General features: G+C 65.0%; 12 protein-coding genes. 5 read left to right on the top strand and 7 right to left on the bottom strand.

The features are described 5' to 3' along the window. The 3 genes from E5A73_RS20840 to E5A73_RS20830 form a co-directional block, all read right to left on the bottom strand. On the bottom strand, positions 1 to 160 hold a 160-nt coding region (locus tag E5A73_RS20840), incomplete at its 3' end, for an adenosylhomocysteinase (protein WP_135965786.1). A 27-nt stretch (positions 161 to 187) separates the two neighbouring features. Continuing rightward, complete coding sequence (metK, locus tag E5A73_RS20835) at positions 188 to 1,405, bottom strand: methionine adenosyltransferase (RefSeq protein WP_135965785.1); 1,218 nt, start codon at positions 1,403 to 1,405, stop codon at positions 188 to 190. 32 nt (positions 1,406 to 1,437) lie between these two features. Then, on the bottom strand, positions 1,438 to 2,640 hold the full coding sequence (locus E5A73_RS20830; RefSeq protein WP_135965784.1) for a hypothetical protein: 1,203 nt from the start codon (positions 2,638 to 2,640) through the stop codon (positions 1,438 to 1,440). A gap of 346 nt (positions 2,641 to 2,986) precedes the next feature. Here E5A73_RS20830 and E5A73_RS20825 point away from each other — a divergent pair, with 346 nt between their 5' ends. Genes E5A73_RS20825 through E5A73_RS20815 form a run of 3 tightly spaced genes read left to right on the top strand, consistent with a single transcriptional unit; the run spans position 2,987 to position 8,615 of the window. After that, positions 2,987 to 3,337, top strand: coding sequence for a RidA family protein (locus E5A73_RS20825; RefSeq protein WP_135965783.1), 351 nt, complete (start codon positions 2,987 to 2,989; stop codon positions 3,335 to 3,337). A gap of 8 nt (positions 3,338 to 3,345) precedes the next feature. Then, positions 3,346 to 5,235, top strand: a complete 1,890-nt coding sequence (locus E5A73_RS20820) for a CocE/NonD family hydrolase (RefSeq protein ID WP_168356045.1) — start codon at positions 3,346 to 3,348, stop codon at positions 5,233 to 5,235. Further along, complete coding sequence (locus tag E5A73_RS20815; protein ID WP_135965781.1) at positions 5,235 to 8,615, top strand: indolepyruvate ferredoxin oxidoreductase family protein; 3,381 nt, start codon at positions 5,235 to 5,237, stop codon at positions 8,613 to 8,615. The genes E5A73_RS20820 and E5A73_RS20815 overlap by 1 nt, the downstream gene beginning before the upstream one ends. Here E5A73_RS20815 and E5A73_RS20810 read toward each other — a convergent pair. Then, positions 8,612 to 9,310, bottom strand: coding sequence for a helix-turn-helix domain-containing protein (locus E5A73_RS20810; protein WP_135965780.1), 699 nt, complete (start codon positions 9,308 to 9,310; stop codon positions 8,612 to 8,614). The genes E5A73_RS20815 and E5A73_RS20810 overlap by 4 nt on opposite strands. A gap of 270 nt (positions 9,311 to 9,580) precedes the next feature. Between E5A73_RS20810 and E5A73_RS20805 the strand changes: the two genes are divergently transcribed. Further along, the gene (locus E5A73_RS20805; RefSeq protein ID WP_135965779.1) at positions 9,581 to 11,755 is read left to right on the top strand and encodes a TonB-dependent receptor; all 2,175 of its coding nucleotides are present in this window, start codon (positions 9,581 to 9,583) and stop codon (positions 11,753 to 11,755) included. 91 nt (positions 11,756 to 11,846) lie between these two features. On the opposite strand, the gene E5A73_RS20800 is transcribed toward E5A73_RS20805, so the two are convergent. Beyond that, positions 11,847 to 14,066 carry a TonB-dependent receptor gene (locus E5A73_RS20800; RefSeq protein ID WP_135965778.1) on the bottom strand — a complete coding sequence of 740 codons (2,220 nt, stop codon included), beginning with the start codon at positions 14,064 to 14,066 and terminating at the stop codon, positions 11,847 to 11,849. A gap of 248 nt (positions 14,067 to 14,314) precedes the next feature. Here E5A73_RS20800 and E5A73_RS20795 point away from each other — a divergent pair, with 248 nt between their 5' ends. Further along, positions 14,315 to 15,448 carry a YkvI family membrane protein gene (locus E5A73_RS20795; protein ID WP_240700318.1) on the top strand — a complete coding sequence of 378 codons (1,134 nt, stop codon included), beginning with the start codon at positions 14,315 to 14,317 and terminating at the stop codon, positions 15,446 to 15,448. On the opposite strand, the gene E5A73_RS20790 is transcribed toward E5A73_RS20795, so the two are convergent. Both E5A73_RS20790 and E5A73_RS20785 read right to left on the bottom strand, forming a co-directional pair. Then, the gene (locus E5A73_RS20790; protein WP_240700317.1) at positions 15,449 to 17,041 is read right to left on the bottom strand and encodes an N-acyl-D-amino-acid deacylase family protein; all 1,593 of its coding nucleotides are present in this window, start codon (positions 17,039 to 17,041) and stop codon (positions 15,449 to 15,451) included. A gap of 39 nt (positions 17,042 to 17,080) precedes the next feature. After that, positions 17,081 to 19,030 (bottom strand): serine hydrolase domain-containing protein, encoded by a 1,950-nt coding sequence (locus E5A73_RS20785; protein ID WP_135965776.1) that lies wholly within the window; start codon positions 19,028 to 19,030, stop codon positions 17,081 to 17,083. Between the last annotated feature and the right edge of the window lie 5 nt (positions 19,031 to 19,035).

The raw sequence follows: 19,035 nt of genomic DNA, 5'->3' as shown, positions 1-19,035 counted from the left end.
TGATCCGCGCGCCCTTCAAGGGCTGCGCCGCGCCGAACTCCTCGCGCAGGCTCATCAGCCCAGGCATCTCGGTCTCGGCGATTTCGATTTCCTTGCGGCCGAAAGCGGCGAGTTCGATGTCGGCTACTACATAGTCGGTCTTGTCCAGCACAGTGGCCATGGATCTATTCCTTGAAAAAATGGGGGTTCAGGCGGCCAGGGCGGCCTTGAGATCGTCGACCAGGTCGATCCGCTCCCAAGGGAAGAAATCGCCCTCGGGGTCGCGGCCGAAATGGCCATAAGCCGCAGTGCGCGCATAGATCGGCTTGTTGAGACCAAGATGCGTGCGGATGCCGCGCGGAGTCATCCTGCCCAGCTTCTCGATGCGCTGGATCGCCGCCTCGATCTTGTCGTCGCCGACCACGCCGGTGCCGTGGGTATCGACATAGAGGGACAGCGGTTCGGCGACGCCGATCGCATAAGACAGCTGGATCGTGCACTTGGTGGCGAGCTTCGCCGCGACGATGTTCTTGGCGAGATAGCGCGTGATGTACGCCGCCGAGCGGTCGACCTTGGTCGGGTCCTTGCCGCTGAATGCCCCGCCGCCATGCGGCGCGGCGCCGCCATAGGTGTCGACGATGATCTTGCGGCCGGTCAGGCCGGCATCGCCGTCAGGGCCGCCGATCTCGAAGCTGCCGGTCGGGTTGATATGGTAGACCGTCTCGTCCGAAAGCAGTTCGGCGGGCAGCAGATCGGCAACCACCTTCTTCACATAGGCATGGAGTTCGTCCTGCTTGGCACCCGCGTCATAGCCCGTGGCGTGCTGGGTCGAGACGACGATGGCAGTCGCCGCGACCGGCTTGCCGTTTTCGAAGCGTAAGGTGACTTGGCTCTTGGCATCGGGCTCGAGGAAAGGCGCCGCGCCAGAGTGACGATCCGCGGCCATGCGATGAAGGATGCGGTGCGAGTAATGGAGCGTCGCCGGCATCAGGTCGGGCGTTTCGTCGCACGCGAAGCCGAACATCATGCCCTGATCGCCGGCGCCTTCGTCCTTGTCGTCGGATGCGTCGACGCCCTGGGCGATATGCGCCGATTGCGGATGCAGATTGTTCTCGAAACGCAGGGTCTCCCAATGGAAGCCGTCCTGCTCGTAGCCGATGCGCTTGACGGTATCGCGGACGGTCTTCTCGACTTCTTCCCGCACCCCCGGCGCCCAATTGCCCGATTCGTCCATGATGCCCTTGCCGCGGATTTCGCCGGCGAGGACGACGAGCTGGGTCGTGGTGAGCGTCTCGCAGCCGATCCGCGCCTCGGGGTCCTTGGCGAGAAACAGATCGACGATCGCGTCGGAAATCTGGTCGGAAACCTTGTCGGGATGGCCTTCTGAGACCGATTCAGACGTGAATAGATGATTGTCGCGGGCCATGGGGCTCCCTCTCTGTCGATGGATTTGGCGGGTCAGGCCGCGCTGGAATTGCGGCTGATCACGTAGCTTTCGTCGTTGAACCAAAGCTCGCCATTCTTGCGGAGCACCTTGCGGGTCGCCTCGAGATAAGCGGGATTGGTCATCGCTCCGCCGAGCCGTTCGTCGTCGATCTGCGCGACATAGGTCGCGGCATTCCAGGCGGCGAGCAGGGTCGAGGTGCCGATCGTCGCGCGCTCGCTGTCGAGCTCGTCCGGCAGGGTGTGCATCTCGTAGCGGAACAACGCCTCCGAACTGGGCAGCGCATCGAAGTGGAAATCGGCGGCTTCGTCGCCCATCGCCTGCCTGGTCGCTTCGAGCAGGGCATGGCGCGACGTGGTGAACGGATCTTCGCCCGGCCACACGATCTGGACGATCTCGAGCCCCGGATCATTGCCGGCCGAATGGATGCCGAGCAGCCGGCCGTCCGGGCGCAGCGACCGCGCCAGCGGCGCCAGTACGCGTTTTGCCTTGAACTCGGTCGCCGCGCTCAGCCGAAACGGCTGGCTGGCGATGACCAGGTCGTAATCCGCTACCGGCGCGCCTTTTTGCGGGATGACATCGGCCAGCATGAACGCGCAATCCTCGCGATAGAGGATCAAGGTCGTCGGCGTTTCGGGAACAAGGCTGCCGGTCTTCTCGGAAACCCTCGTCCGCCAGTTCTGCGCGAGGAACGGCTGCAGCTCGAGGATCTGGCGCTCGAACTCGGCGGTGGTCGTGCCCTTCAGCGGCACCGCCTTCCACGTCATCCTCGCCCGCGCTTCGGGCTTCGCCGGCATCAGACTGGGCGCTTCGGCATAGGAGATGTTGGTCAGCGCCAGTACTGTCTCCGGGTGCTCGAAGAAGCGGTCGGGCATCTTGTCGAGCGTCAGGCGGACGTCTTCGAGGCTGATCTCCTTGCCCGCGATCAGGAATGGGAAGCGCGGATAGGCCTCATGCATCGAGCGCATAACGCGGGCCAGCACCGTGCCATCGCCCATGCCGGCGTCGAAGAAGCGCACTGCGGGCGGCACCGGCTTGAGCTTCTTGAGCTCACGGGCCACCCGCTCCGCGACCACCCATTTTTCGGAACAGGTGTTGACGAACATCAGATATTTTTGGCGATTGTCGTAGAATCTGAAATTCTGTTCGGAGCTCTGACCTTCGGGCTCCGGCGACACGATTGTATCCGCGTCGCGTTTCGCGCTGACTGTCGCCATTGAGGATCCTCTTCATTTTCCTGGGCGTCTCCGGCGATATGCCGGTGCGCTCCTTGGGGCGGTGTTGTTCCGAGCGAGAGCGTCGATAAACCACAATCGCTCCCACGCTTGGGGGTGGGCAGCTTCCCACTTTTGCGGCCGCGCATGGGGTCTCCGCCGCCTTGTCGCGCCGCATCGCGCTTCCCGCGCCGCCTCGCACACGAAAGGAGGGCGGCAATGACACAATCCAACACACCGCCTTTTTTGGCACAGCTCTCGCTTGCAAATTTCTCCATAAGAAAATAGTTTCCAATATAGCAATTGCTGCTAGACATGGCTCGGCATCAAATGCTCGAGGGGACATCGAATGGCGGCACCGCATCTCGCGCTCTGGACCGATAGCGGATCGCTGGTCTTCCTGTCCGGCCAGCTCCCCTTCGACGAGAACCGGGTGATATCGGCACCCGATATCGAGGGGCAGACGGCCCAGACGATGCGCAACATCGCGCAGGTGCTGGCACAGGCCGGACTCACCCTCGACCAGGTCGTCAAGGCGACGGTGTGGCTGAAGGATGCGGCGGACTTTGCCGGCTTCAACCAGGCCTATGCCGATGCGTTCGGCAACCATGCGCCGGCGCGGTCAACGGTGGTGAGCGATCTCATCCTGCCGCAGGCTTTGGTCGAGATCGAGGTCGTCGCGCAGCGCCCGGCGCAGTGAGGCGGATGATGCACGCGCTGCTCCGCACTTCGCGCACATTGCTGGCCAGCCTGGCTTTGTGTCTGGCGACGTCGACGCCCGTGATCGCCCAGCAGGCCTCGCCGCTCGCCCGAAACGGCCAGATTGGCGACTATGTCGGCGAAACCGTCAGCATCCCGATGCGCGATGGGGCGAAGATGCACGCCCAGGTGTGGCGGCCCAGGGCGCGGACCGGCCTTCTGCCGATCCTGCTCCAGGTTTCGCCCTACGGCTTCGATCCCGAACATGTCCTCAAGCTGTTTGGCGGCGCATTCAGCGATCTCGCCAAGGATGGCTTCATCTTCGTGCTCGAGGATGTCCGCGGCCGTTTCGGCTCCGAGGGCAATTTCGTCATGCTCCAGCCCAAGGCCAGTTCGCCGAAAGAGATCGATCAATCGACCGACATTTACGACAGCATCGACTGGCTGACCAAGAAGCTACCGCGCAACAACGGCGCGGTCGGGATGTTCGGCGTCTCCTATCCGGGGTGGACGACGGCAATGTCGACCGTCGACCCCCACCCCGCGCTCAAGGCGATTTCGGTGCAGGCGTCGCCCGAGGACATGTTCGTCAATGACGATTTCCATCACAATGGTGCGTTCCGGCTGCAATATGGCTGGGAATTCGCGACTTTCCTGGAAGCCGAGAAGGGTGGTCTGACCACTTTCGACTTCAAGGAAGACCCGTACAGCTGGTTCCTCAAACAGGGACAATTGTCGTCGCTGGATACCAAGGTGTTCGGGAAGCCGCTGCCCACCTGGCAGAATTTTGCCGAGCACCCCGACTACGACGCCTTCTGGAAGAGCAACGTCACCTCGCGCCGGATGCCCGCCAAGGTCGCGGTGCCGAACCTGATCGTCGCCGGATGGTGGGACCAGGAAGATTTTTACGGCGCGATGACGATCTACAGGAACCAGGAAAAGGGCGACGCCAAGGGTCGCAATTTCCTCGTCGTCGGCCCGTGGAACCATGGCGGCTGGACGCGGCCGAGCTGGGATCGCTTCGGTCCCTTCGACCTCGGCAGCGACACCGCGACGCACTATCGCCAGAAGATCGAGACGCCGTGGTTCCGGCACTGGCTGAAGGGCGACGCACCGCTCGGCCAGCCGGAGGCGATGATCTTCGAGACCGGCAGCAACCAGTGGCGCAGCTACAAGTCCTGGCCATCCAGGGAAGGCGTCTCGAAACGGGCGCTCTATTTCCACGCCAACGGCCGGCTGTCGTTTGATCCGCCCGCCGCCAGCGAAGCGCCGTCCGCGCAGTTCGTGTCAGATCCCGCCAATCCAATTCCCTATCGGCAGCGGCCGATCGCCGGAGTGATCTCGGGCAATGCCGAGTGGGCGACCTGGCTTTCCGACGATCAGGCGCCGTTCGCCAAGCGCGACGACGTCCTCGTCTGGCAGACCGATATCCTGAGCGAGGACATTACCGTGCGCGGCGATATCCTCGCCAAGCTTTTCGCGAGCACAACCGGCAGCGATGCCGATTGGGTAGTCAAGCTGATCGACGTCTTCCCGAGCGACGCGGCCACCCCGGCCGAGGTGCGCGGGCGCCAGTGGATGATCGCCAACGACGTATTCCGCGGCCGTTATCGCCAGGGCTTCGAAAGGCCGCAGGCGATCGTGCCCAACCAGGTGCTCGATTATGCGATCGACCTGCATTCCGCTTCGCACCTCTTCAAGAAGGGCCATCGCATCGCCGTGCAGGTCCAAAGCAGCTGGTTCCCGCTGATCGACCGCAACCCGCAGGCCTTCCAACCCAATATCTACAGGGCCGCGCCCGAGACCTTCAAGGCGCAGACCCACAAGGTCTTCCACACGCCCAGGCAGCCTTCGGCGATCTGGCTGGACCTGGCCGCCGCCGATTTGCCGAGGCGCTGATGTCCACCGATGCAATCTGCCTCGAGAACCGCTACCGACTCGATGCCGGCCGCGTCCTGATCAGCGGCGCGCAGGCGCTGGTGCGCCTGCCGATCGTGCAGCGCGCGCTCGACCGCCGCCAGGGCCTCAACACCGCCGGCTATATCAGCGGCTATCGCGGGTCGCCGCTCGGCGGCTATGACGACGCGTTGTGGAAAGCCGCAGACGCACTGGCGGAAAGCGGGATCGTCTTCCATCCCGGCGTCAACGAGGATCTGGCGCTCACGGCGGTCGCCGGCACGCAGCAGATCGATTTCATCCCCGGCAAGAGGGTCGATGGCGTCTTCGCGCTCTGGTATGGCAAGGGGCCGGGGGTCGATCGCTCGGGCGACGCGATCAAGCACGCGAATCTCCACGGCGTCTCGCCCCAGGGCGGCGTCGTCCTGATCTATGGCGACGACCATACCGGCAAGTCCTCGACCACCGCGCATCAGAGCGACCTGACGCTGGCCAGTTGGGGCGTTCCGACGCTCTATCCCAGCAATGTCACCGAGATTCTGCAGATGGGGCTCGCCGCGATCGCCATGTCTCGCCATTCGGGGCTTTTAGTGGGGCTCAAGCTCGTGAACGAGACCGCGGAGGCCACCGAGGCGGTCGATCTCCTGCCGCCGCCGGACTTCGTCCTGCCCGAGGCGTCCGAAGTCGAGGGCGGCGTCCACATCCGCCCGGAAGTGATGGCGACGCAGCGACAAGATGCACGGCTGGTGCGGCACAAGCTGCCGATGGCGGCCGCCTTTGCCCGAGCCAATCGGCTCGATCGCATCGCTCTCGGCGCCGAACAGCCCGAATTCCTGATCGGGACCGCGGGCAAGGCCTATCCCGACGTGATCGCGGCACTGGACCTGCTCGGCATCGACGACGCCGCGGCTCGGCGGCTCGGCATCGGCGTCTACAAGATTGCGTTGCTCTACCCGCTCGATCCCGCCGGATTGCAGGACGCCGCGGCCCAGGCGCGCGAAATCTGTTTCGTCGAGGAGAAGCGCCCGCACGCCGAGACCCAGGCCATGGCCCAGCTCTATGCGCTCGAGCGCCGGCCGCGGATCACCGGCAAGCGCAAGCCCGATGGCAGCGCGCTGCTGCCGGAGGACATGCCGCTCGACGCGACGATCGTCGCGCTGGCTTTGGCCGAACGACTCGATGCGAACTTTCCGGGCATCGCCAAGCAGGTTCCCGCATTTGCCGAGGCCGCCGGCACGCTGCGCGCACGTTTTGCCGACGTTCGACCGCAACTGCCCGTCGCCGCGCGACGGCCGGCCTTCTGCCCCGGCTGCCCCCACAATCTCTCGACCAAGGTGCCGCACGGCTCGTTCGGCGCGACCGGGATCGGCTGTCATTCGATGGCGCTGTTCCACCCCGAGCGCAATCCGATCCCGATGGGCCATATGGGCGCCGAGGGCGCAAACTGGATCGGCCTGTCCGCCTTTACCGATACGCAGCACATCTTCCAGAATTTGGGCGACGGCACCTATAATCATTCGGGATCGCTGGCGATCCGCGCCGCAGTGCGTGCCGGCACCACGATCACCTACAAGATCCTGTTCAACGACGCCGTGGCGATGACCGGCGGGCAGCCGGTCGAAGGCGATCTCACCGTCGCGCGCATCGTCGAGCAGGTGCGGGCCGAGGGTGTCGAGCGCATCGTCGTGCTGTCGGAAGACCCGGATCGATTTGCCGAAGAACCGCTGCCGCGCGGCACCGAGCTCCGCCACCGCGACGAGCTTGCGCTCGCCCAGAAAGCGCTGCGCGAAGTGCCCGGCGTCACCGTCCTGATCTACGATCAGGTCTGCGCCGCGGAGAAGCGCCGCCGGCGCAAGATCGGCGCCTTTCCCGATCCCGACCGGCGCACCTTCATCAACGCGCTCGTCTGCGAAGGATGCGGCGACTGCTCGACCGTGTCGAACTGCCTGGCGATCCAGCCGCTCGAGACCGAACTAGGCCGCAAGCGCAGGATCGACCAGTCGGCGTGCAACAAGGATTTTTCGTGCGTAGCCGGCTTCTGCCCATCCTTCGTGACGGTCGAAGGCGGAAAACCCCGCAAGGCACCGCGCGAAACCGCGGGCGCGGACGCCGCTTTGCCCGATCCGATCTTCCGCGTCGCCGCCGACCATTTCGACATGATGATCGCCGGCATCGGCGGCACCGGCGTGGTGACGATCGGCGCGGTGCTGGGGATGGCCGCGCAGATCGACGGCCTCCACGCCAATCTGTTCGACATGACCGGCCTCAGCCAGAAGGGCGGGGCGGTGTTCAGCCATGTCCGCCTGCGCCGCGATCCCGCGGCAGTGGTCTCGGCCAAGATCGGCACACGCGAGGCCGATCTGGTGCTCGGCTGCGACCTCATCGCCGCAGTGCACCCCGAAGTGCTGTCGACGATCGCCGAGGGCAGTCTGGTGATCGGCAATAGCGATACCAGCGCCACCGCCACCTTCCAGACGAACCGCGACGCGGCGATCGATCCGGCGGCGTTGCTCGCCCCGCTGACTGCCGCTGCCGGCGAACCGCCCGCGACGCTGCATGCCAGCCAGCTAGCGACGAGGCTGTTCGGCGATTCGATCGGCGCCAACATGATCCTGCTCGGCTTCGCCTGGCAGCGCGGTGGCGTCCCGCTGTCGCGCGCGGCGATCGTCAAGGCGATCGAGCTCAACAAGCGCGCGGTGGCAAGCAACCTCGCGGCGTTCGAAGCCGGCCGCCGCGCCGCGCTCGAAGTGCCCGAACCCGAAGTGGCAGCGGAAACGCTGGATGCCTTCCTCCAGCGCCGCAGCGAAGACCTGACGCAATATTGGAACGCGCGCTACGCCCGCCGCTTCGACGATCTCATGGCCAGGATCCGCACCGCGAGCGACACGGTCCCCGGCGGCGAGGATTTCGCCTGGGCTACCGCCCGCTCCGCCTTCAAGCTGATGGCGTACAAGGACGAATATGAAGTCGGCCGCCTCTACACCGACGGCCGCTTCCGCGCCGCGCTCGAGGGCGAGTTCGAAGGAACGCGCGCGCTCAAGGTCCACCTCGCGCCGCCGATCCTTTCCCGCATCGATCCGCGCACCGGCCATCCGCGCAAGCGCAGTTTCGGCGCGTGGATCTTCCCGTTGCTGTCGCTGCTCGCCGCGCTCAAGCCGCTGCGCGAGACCCTATTCGATCCGTTCGGCCGCACCGCCGAACGCCGGCTCGAACGCGATCTCCGCGATGCCTATCTGGCCCGGGTCGAGGCGCTGTGCGCGGCGCTGGCGCCTGACACCCTCGCCGATGCCGTTCGTATCGCCCGGGCGCCGCTCGCGGTGCGCGGCTTCGGTCACGTCAAGGCGCCGGCGGCCGAGGCGCTGCTTGCCGAACTTAGGGGCTAAGCGCCCTGTCCGGCGTTGGCGAGCCGCTTGGTGCGCGCGGCGACGTTGCTGACATGCTCTGCCTCGGCGACGTTCGCGTGCGCCTCGACCATATGCGCCTCCGACGTCGCGCAGATCGACAATATCCGGCACGGCGCGTCGCCCACCGCGATATAGGCGTGGCCCATCTGGCTGTCGAAATAGACCGAATCGCCCTTTTCCAGCCGCGCGGGGGTGTAGAGTTCGGTATGCAGTTCGAGCGTGCCTTCGAGGACATAGACATATTCCTCGCCGGCGTGGCGCATCAGCTCGCCATATTCGGCGATGTCGCGGGCGAAGACATCGCCGATGATCGGGGTGATCCGCTTGTTGAGCAGCTCCGAAGCCACATAGAGATAATTGCCGCGCGGCATTTCGATCGCACGGCCCTCGCCGGCGCGGGTGATGCTGCGGCGGGTCGCGCCCTCCAATTTGGGCGCATCCTTCGGTCCCGGCCCGAACAATTCGGTCATGTCGACGCCGAGCCCGTCGCTGATGCGCAGCAGCTTGTCGAGCGTCAGCGCGACCTTGCCGTTCTCGATCTTCGACAGCGTCGAGACGTTCATGCCGGTCAGGCCGCTCACATCGGCAAGCGTCAGCCCGCGCTCCGAACGCAATGCCTTCAACGCCGCACCGGGCCTCGCCTGGATCCTGCCCTTGGAAAAATCGCCAGCCATCAAATCTCCTGTCCGGAGAAACTAGCGCGCCCGGCACTGCCGACCAAGGTGATTTTCGATTTCGACCGAAAAGAGACGCCCAACCCGAATGAGTGCTGTTATATTTCTATCTAAGAAATATATTTCCATAATGTAATTATAGTTGCGTAATTCGTCATTCTTGCGCATTCAATCGTCGGCCCTGTCGACGCCAGATAAGGGCGGACGGTGCCCTGCGGCCGGCCGGGCTGCGGCGGCGTGGCCGGGAGCACGACAAAAGGGGGAAGCGACATGCGGAACGCAAAACTGACTTTCGTAGCCAGCGTAATCGCCCTGGCGAGCGCCATGCCGGCGGCAGCCCAATCCACTGATGCGGCGGTCGACCAGTCGGCAGCCGACGACCATGAAGGCGATATCGTCGTCACCGCGCGCCACCGCGAGGAAACCGCGCAGAGCATCCCCTCGACGCTCAACGTCTTCTCTGCTCAGGCATTGCAACGCTCGGGCATCACCAGCGCGTTCGACATCCAGAGCAAGACACCCAATCTCTCGATCGCGATCACCGATCGCGAAGTGAACGTCGCGATCCGTGGCATCGGCAACAACATCCGCAGTATCGGCGCCGACCCGTCGAACGCCGCCAGTCTCAACGGCGTCTATCTGCCGCGTGCCGGCAGCGTGCTCGGCCAGCTTTATGACATCGCCCGCGTCGAAGTGCTGAAAGGGCCGCAAGGCACGCTGTATGGGCGCAACGCCACGGGCGGTGCGATCAACGTCATCAGCGCCGAGCCGATCAGCGGCTTTGTGGCCGAAGGCTATGTCGGCGGCGGTTCGTTCGGGATGCGCCGCGCCCAGGCCGCGGTATCGGCCGGCAACGATCTCATCGCCGTTCGTATCGCCGGCGTGTACGCCCGGGACGACGGCTACACGCATAATCTGATCGACGGAAAGCGCCTCGACGATACCAATTATCGCGGTTTCCGCGCCACCGCCGTGCTGACCCCGTCTGCTGATATCAAGGCGATGCTGTTCTGGCAGCATTCCTACGACAAGAGCGGCCTCGGCTATGGCGGTTCGCTCGATCCGAGCATCGGATCGGACCCGGACGACAGTTATGCCGTGCTGGTCCCGCCGGAATATCAGCGCGTCGATCCCCGCCATATCCGAGTCGATTATCCGACGCACTCGCTGCGCAAGGGCGATGTCGTCGGGCTCAATCTCGACTGGGCTCTTGGCGCGGTCGGCCTGCGCTCGATCACCGGCTACACCTTCTATGGAGACCGCGACAGCCAGGACACCGACGGCACCGGGCTGCCGATCGAACGGCAGATCACCAGCCAAGTCTATCGTTCCTATTCGCAGGAATTGCAGCTGTTCAGCAAAGGTGCGTCGCAGCTCGAATGGCTCGCCGGCCTGTTCCTTTATGGTGACGAGGGCCGCGAGTTCCTCGATTACGGCTTCAACCTCGCAGCGATCCCCGCGGTCGATTATCAGTCCGCGGCATTGCTCCGTACCACCGCCAAATCGCGCTCGGTGGCCGGTTTTGGCCAGCTGACCTATCATCTGGGCGACCAGGTCTCGCTGATCGCCGGCGCGCGCTATTCGCACGACTGGAAGCGCGGAACCCGGGCGCCCGCCCAGACCTTCGCGCTGACCATCACCCCGCTCGACATCGCCACCTCGGGCGACAAGTTCACCCCGAGCCTCCAGCTGCAATGGAAGCCGGACGCGAATGTCATGGTCTATGTCGGCGCTACGCAAGGCTATAAGAATGGCGGCATCAACAGCCAGGACACGATCGGCCGCCCGGTGTTCGGCCCCGAGGACATCTGGTCCTACGAGGCCGGCGTGAAGAGCCAGTTCCTCGACCGCCGCATCACGCTCAACCTGTCTGCCTTCTACATGGATTATCGCGGCATCCAGTTGCGCACTGCGATCGTGCAGTTGAACAGCGTCGTCGTCGGCGTGACCAACGACGCCCGCGCCAAGATCAAGGGTGCCGAATTGTTCGTCGATGCCCAATTGGGGAGCGGCCTGTCGCTCGACTTCAACGGCGCCTATCTCGATACCGACGTCAGCAATCATGTGTCACCGACCACCGGCTTGCCGGTGTCGAACCGTCCCTTGCCGCTCGCGCCGAAATGGAGCGGGACCGCAGGGGTGAACTACACCGGTTCGGTCCCCGGCATCGGCGCGATCAGCGGCCGGGCGGAGTATAATTTCCGCAGCACCACGATCTTCCCCTATACCTATGACACGACTTACAATTTCGATCCCCCGGACGGCATCGTCAATGCAACGCTACGCTGGACCGCGCCGAACGGCGCTTTCTATGTCGAGGGAGTCGGTCGCAATCTGACCGACCTGCTCTACCGCATCAATCGCGGCGACAATCTGCCGGCCGGCGTTGCCGAAGCCTTCGCGTCGCCGCGCACGATCGAAGCGCGGGTGGGTTTCAAGTTCTGATGGGAATGGGGACGGGGGGTAACGCCCGTCCCCATGCCGCCGCGGGCGGACGACTGCGAGAAAGCCTCCCCCGAAGGGGAGGGCTGAAGTGCTACAGCTTCACGTCCAGCGTGATCCCGATCGTCCGCGGGCGCACGATATACTGCTGGATCGGCGGCACGACCGCGCTCGTCGCGATGCCGCGCTTGTCGCCGATATTCTCGATGAACACCGTCGCGCCGAACGGGCCGAAATTCACCCCCGCGCGTGCGTCGAACAGACTATAGCCGCCCTGGCTGGTCGTTCCCTCGAGCTGGCTCGGCGAACGCGACACATAGCGGTGTGCGAGCACGAAAGACGGCGCCAGCGCGGCGTCGGCCAGATCGTAGCTGAGGGTGTTGGACACCTGCCACTTGGCCGCGCCCGGCAAACGCGTCCCCTTGGGGAAGATCGTATCGCTCGGATCGCTCGGATCGGGATCGAAGGTCTTGCTGAGCTTGGCGTCGAGATAGGTGAGATTGGTCGACAGGTTGAGCCAGCGGGTCGGGCGCAGCGTCACGCTTGCTTCCACCCCGAAGATCCGCGCATCGCCGGCATTGTCTGCATAATCGATTCCCGCGGCCTTGCGCTTGAGCTGGATGTTGCTCCAGTCGATATAGAAGCCGGTCAGGTCGAGCAGCAGCTTGCGATCGAGGAAATCGGCGCGCGTGCCGATCTCGTAATTCCACAGCGAATCGCTGTCATAGGAAGCGGGGACCCCTGGAAAAGTGATCAGGTTCGAGCCGCCGAAGCGATAACCCTTCGAGGCCAGCGCATAGACCATCAGGTCTTCGCCGGGCGTCCAGGTGAGCGACGCCTTGGGGCTGAATCCACTGAACCTGCGCGTATCCGAAGTCGTCTGAGTGTAGCTGCCCTGAGTGAGCAACACGAAGGTGCCATAGGCATCCGATGCGTTGGTCAGCCGCTGCTCGAACAGCCGGCCGCCCAGCGTTACCTTCCATTGGTCGCCGAGGCGGTAGCTGCCCTCGCCGAACAGCGCCAGTTCGCGTGCGGTCGCCGGGAATTGGGCGTTGACGAGTAGATCGCCCGGGGCGAGCTGCTGGCCCGCGCCGGCGGGCAGGCCGAGGCCGGGACCGGCGACATCGAGCAGGTCGGCAAGGCCGGCAGCATAGATATTCTGTCCCTGCTTCATCGCCGTGCGATCGTACATCGCGCCGAACAGATATTCGAAGCTGCCGCCGGGCGCCGAGGCAAGGCGGATCTCGAAGGTCTCGCCCTTGCTGGTGCCGGCACCGAAATTCGAAACCGGGGCGAGACCGAACAAGGCCGGGCTAAGCGCCTCGGTCATGTCGCTCGTGTAGCTGAAGCTTTTCTTGTGGCGCGTCGCAGTCGCGGTGAGCGTCGCGAAGGATAAATCCTGGTCGAGGCGCAACTGGTGGATCAGCGTGCTGTAGCTGGCCGGTTCGGGCAGGCTCGAGCTCTTGCGCAGTTCGCCCAGGCCCGGCAGCTGATAGCCGACATCGTCGGTATCCTGGCGCTGCTCGAGATAGAGATAGTTGAAGGTGGTGGACTCGCCGGCCCGCCATGTCGCGAGGATGCGGCCGCTATATGTGCGGGTCCGGCCCACGTCGCTCCGGCCGGTGCCGAGATTGTCGAAATAGCCGGCATCCCGGCGATAGACGAAAACGCCCCGAACGCCCAATTTTCCCTCGACGATCGGCGCGTTGAGCATGACCTTGCCGGCCCCGCCGGTGGCGCCCTGCCGGGTGTCGCGCAACGTGGCCTGGCCGCGTGCGCCGATGCGATCGAGATCGGGTTTGGCAGCCTGGTAATTGACCGCGCCGCCTAGGGAAGACGATCCGAACAAGGTGCCCTGGGGACCGCGCAGCACCGCGACATTGTCGACGTCGAAGGTGTCGATATCGGGCGTGCCGATCGAGAAGGCCGGATCGGTCAGCGGCACGTCGTTGATGAAGATGCCGGTGGTGGCCTGGCCGCTCTCCTGTCCGGTGGTGGTGGAAACGCCTCGAATGGTGACATTGCCGCCGCCGGGCGTCGAGGGGTTGAACACCACGCCGGGGGTGCGGGTGAGATAGTCTGCCATGCTGTCGGCACCGAGCTTCTCGAGCTGCTCGCCGGTGTGCGCAGTGACCGAACCCGAAATGTCGCGAACCGCCTCCGGCCGCTTGGTGGCGGTCACGACGATTTCCTTGTCGTCGCGATCCTGCGCATTCGCAGGCGCGGCCGCGCTCTGCGCACAGGCCTGACCCGACACGAGGGCGATGGCGGCGGCGCTCAGCAGGAGGGCACCCCTCGGTGAAACTCGCGTCATCCTTCTTCCCCCGATATTAAGTGTATTTTCTTAAAACGAATGTAATTTCTCATATGGAAATAATCTCTTGTCAAGCATTCGCATAAAGCCCGCAAGCATGAGCTGTGCTGCCCTCCGCGATGCTCCTACGGAGAAGCGGAGTGCGAGTGTTTCCCAAAGAGCGTAATTTTCGAAATTAGAAATTCGTTGCGCGGTAGAGGCCGCGATGGCATCCTCGCGCGATGCTTTTCCATCCTGTGGGGGACGATATGACCATGGCCACCGCTTCCCCGCAGACCCGATCGAGCTGGTTCCAGCGGTTTCTGCTTCCCGGCTTTGCCTTCAAGGCCGTGGTGATCGGCGGCGGCTATGCCACCGGCCGCGAGCTGGTCGAGTTCTTCATGCCCAGCGGCCCGTGGGGCGGCATCGCCGCGATGGTGCTGGCGATGGCGATCTGGAGCGTGGTGTGCGCGATCACCTTCGCTTTCGCGCGCGCCAGCGGCGCCTATGATTATCGCAGCTTCTTCGAGCGGCTGCTCGGGCCGGCCTGGATTGTCTTCGAGATCGCCTATGTGCTGTTCGTGATCCTGATCCTCGCCGTGTTCGGCGCGGCAGCGGGGGCTATCGGCACCGCGGTGCTGGGAATGCCGGCGATCGTCGGCACGCTGGCGCTGGCCATGGCGATCGCGCTGGTCGCGACTTTCGGCAACAGCTCGGTCGAGCGGCTGTTCAAATATGTCTCGTTCCTGCTGTACGGCGTCTATGCGCTGTTCGTCGTGCTGGCGCTGAGCAGGTTCGGCGGCCCGATCTCGGAGAAATTGGCGCTGAGCGTTCCGGCCGATGGATGGGCGATCGGTGGCCTAACCTATGCGAGCTACAATGTCGTTGGCGCAGTGGTCATCCTGCCGATGCTCCGCCACCTGACCAGCCGGCGCGACGCCGTGGTTTCCGGGCTCATCGCCGGCCCCTTGGCGATGCTGCCGGCTTTGCTGTTCTTCGTCTGCATGAGCGCCTTCTACCCGGAGATCGCCCACGAGACGCTGCCTTCGGACTATATGCTGCAGCAGCTAGATATCCCGATCTTTCACTTGCTGTTCCAGTTGATGATCTTCGCGGCCTTGCTCGAAAGCGGGACCGGATCGGTGCATGCGATCAACGAGCGCATCGCGACGGTGTGGCGCACGCGGCGCGGCGCGGATCTGTCGCGCCGCGCCCGGGCGATCATTGCCTCGGTCCTGCTGGTCGGCTGCATCTTTGCCGCGGACCGGTTCGGCCTGATCGCGCTGATCGCCAGCGGATACCGGGTGCTCGCTTACACCATCCTCGCCGTCTACATCCTGCCGCTGCTTACGATCGGGCTGTACCGCCTTCTTAGCGGCGGGCCCGAAACACCCGCCGCCTGATCAGGGGCAGGTGCCGGCCGGCGGCGTCTTGCGCAGGGCCCGGCCGGACAGCAGTCCGGTGGGCTTGCCGCCCTCGACCTCGACGCCGCCATTGACGATGACATCGATCACCCCCGCCGACAGCAGTTGCGGCTCCGTATAAGTGGCGCTGGCACGGTAAGCGGCCGGATCGATGACTGCGATGTCGGCGAAATAGCCAAGACGGATATAGCCGCGCGCGGTCAGGCCGAACGTATCGGCTTCGAATCCCGTCGAGCGATGGACGAACTGGACCGGCGTCAGCACCCTCTGCGCGACCACATAATTCTGCCACAGCCGCGGGTAGCTCGCATAGCCGCGCGGATGGCCGCCATCGGCACCGTCGCTCGAGCTCATCACCCAGGGCCTGGTCATCGCCCGGACGATATCGGCCTCGTTCATGACGAACACCACGATCTCGGCATCGTCCCCCTTGAGCACGCGGATTGCGGCATCGATCGGCTCGACGCCCCAATTGGCGGCTAGTTCCGAAAGGCGCTTGCCGACGATCGCCGGCTGATGGGGGGCGCCACTGATCATGATCGCCCGGGCGAGCACCGGCGTCAGCCCGCTATCGGCGCGAATCTTCGCCAGGGCGGCGGGATCCTCGAAGCGCTCGAGCATCGCCGCCCGACCACCGTCCTGCGCCCAGCGCGGCATGATCGCGGCATCGAGCGCGGTGTTGGCGGCGGTCCAGGGATATTGGTCGGCGGTTACCTTCTGGCCCTTGGCCCGCGCCGCCTCGATCCGATCGACCAAGTCGCCCATCGGATGCGGCCCGCCCGAGACCTTGATGTGCGCGAGGTGTAGCGGCGCCCCGCTCTCGCGGCTGATGCGCAGCGCCTCTTCGAGCGAGGGCATCACGCCGACCGAGCTGTCACCCTCGTCGCGCTGGTGGGTGTCGTAAAGGCCGCCGCGCTTGCCGGCTTCGCGGGCGACGGCGATCACCTCCTCGGTCGAGGCGAAGCTCTGCGGCGCGTAGAACAGGCCGGCCGACAGGCCGATCGCGCCTTCGCACATGCCCTTGGCAGCCAGCGCCTGCATCGCCTGGAGTTCGGCGGGGGTCGGCGCGCGCGCGTCGTTGCGGAGTACGCGTTCGCGGATCGCGCCGAAGCCGACATAAGCGGCGACGTTCTGGCCGATGCCGGCCTGCTCCATCCTGTCGAACGCGGCCTTGATATCGGGTGTGCCGTCGCCGTCGACGCCGACGATGCTGGTAGTGACGCCCTGCATGACCTGCCGCGCGACCAGGCGCTTCGCGGAATCGGGCGAGGCCAACTCTTCATCGGCATGCGTATGGGCATCGATCAGGCCAGGCATGACCATCAGCCCCTTCGCGTCGAGCGTCTTCCTGGCTTGAATGCCGGCTTTTGCGGAGTCGCCGACGAAGACGATCCTGTCGCCGACGATGCCGATATCGGTGACCGTCGGCCGATTGCCGTCCCCGGCATAGACCGTGCCGTGGGCGATCAGCAGGTCCACATCGCGCTTCGGCTGGCTGCGTCCGTTTCCGGCGCCAACGAGGCAGGTGATCGCCGCGGCAGCGACGCTGGTCTTGAGCAGAGTGCGAAGCACGTGCGCGATCCTTTCAGCTAAAATGGATTGGGTGGAACATCAGAAGCGGGAACTTAGCCCGAGGAGATGGAAGCTCGCGGCCACCCACAGGATGATCAGCGCCGCGGCGACGAGCAGGATGCTGAATGCCTTGTCAGGCCATGGCGAACCGCGCTGCCACGTCCGCACCGCGTTCCATGCCGCGGCGATCGGCAGCCCGACAAAGGCAATGTCGCCGAGGATCCGGCTCGCCCAGATCGGCCAGTCGGCGGTGCCCAGCGCCTCTACCACCAGGCTGAGCACCAATGCCCAGGCGAGGAACGAGGCGAGGGCAAGCCAGGACAGCAACAGCGCCAGGCGGCGCGCGGTGCGGTCGCGCCGGGGCAGCGCCAAGGGCGCACCGTAGCGGCGCCGCGTGATCGCGCCGGCGGGCCAGGACAATGCGGCAATGGCAGTGATCGCGAGCGATACGAGGAGCAACGGCATCAGCCAGGCCGCGTCGCGATGCCAGGGCACGCGATCGAACACCATGAACGGCGAGATCTGGTTGACGCTCCAGCGCACGATCCTGCCGTTCTCGGCCACCGCGCCGAGCCGGGCATGACCATGCGCGTCCTGCCACACGAACGGCGCGACTTCGATCCATTTGCGCGGCGGCCCACCCGATATATCGGGAACCAGCGGGCGCCCATCCTGGTCGAGCCCGATCCGATACTGGCCGAGGAAGTTGCCGATATCGAGGAAGGTGGTGAATTCGGCGCGGCTGTTGAAATAGCTGCCGGCCAGCATCGCGGCGTGCACCTTGGCGGTGGGGAGTTCCACCGGCGCCGCATCGTTCGCCTTGGGGAAATAGCGGTCGGCGAACTGCTCGAACAAGGCTGCGCGGATCGATGCCGTGGCGCCGTCCTTGCCGGCGCTGTTCATCTCGATCATCAGCCCGACATTGTGCTCCGGAAATAGCCACAGATCGCCGTGGAAGTTGATCAGGTCGCCGCCATGGCCGATCGAATACGTGTCGTTGACGCGCTGTTCGTAGAAGCCCAGCGCCATACGGTTGAGGCCGGGGATCGCGCCATTGGCCGGCGTGTGCATCAACGCCGCCGTCGCCGGCCGGAGCAGGCCCGCTGCCCGATTGAGATGGGAGATCATGAACCTGGCGCCGTCCGCGCCCGTCATCGACAGTGAGCCGGCCGGGGGGACCGAGATCAGCTCGAACGGCTTGGGCTCGCCCGATGCCAAGGGATAACCCGTCGCCATCAGCGGCCTGAGCGCGGGGGGCAGCGGCTGGCGGAAGCTCGAATGACTCATGCCGAGCGGCCGAAAGATGTTGCGCTCGATATAGGTCTCGAACGGAACCCCCGATACGCGCTCGACGATATAGCCGGCCAGCGCCGTGCCATAGTTGGAATAAGCGGGCGTGGTGCCGGGTGCGAAGACGCGTTCGGGCAGCAATTGCTTGACCACGCTGCCAAGCGGCGTGACCGTGCCGCTATAGCTGAACCCGCCTTTGTACACTTCCTCGAAGCCCGGCGTGTGGGTGAGCAGATGGCGCATCGTGATCGGCTGGCCGCGGAATTCGGGAATGCGGAAATCGATATAGCGATTGACGTCGGCATCGAGGTCGATCTTGCCGCGCTCGACCAACTGCATCACCGCGGTCCAGGTGAACAGTTTCGAGGTCGAGCCGACCCGGAACAGGGTGGTCTCGGGATCGACCTTCCGGCGCGAGGCGATATCGGCATAGCCATAGCCGCGCCGGGTCAGCACCTGGCCATCCTTGACGATCACCACGACCGCGCCGGCAATGTCGTCGCGCCCGAGCATATAGGGCACGAAGCCGTCGAGCCAGGCATCCGCATCCGTCTTAGTCAGCGCGCCGGTTCCGGCGGGGACGGCCGCCGGCGCGACCCCGCGCGGCAACACCGCCGGCGAGGTCAGGCTCTGCGGCGGTGCGGGGGCATTGGCATGCGCGCCGACCGCGGCCAGGGCTCCCAGAAGCATCATGGTCATCCAGT

It is taken from the genome of Sphingomonas gei, from assembly GCF_004792685.1.
Taxonomy (GTDB): domain Bacteria; phylum Pseudomonadota; class Alphaproteobacteria; order Sphingomonadales; family Sphingomonadaceae; genus Sphingomonas; species Sphingomonas gei.
Note: the sequence above shows the minus strand (reverse complement) of the source record. Positions and strands in the feature narration are given on the sequence as shown.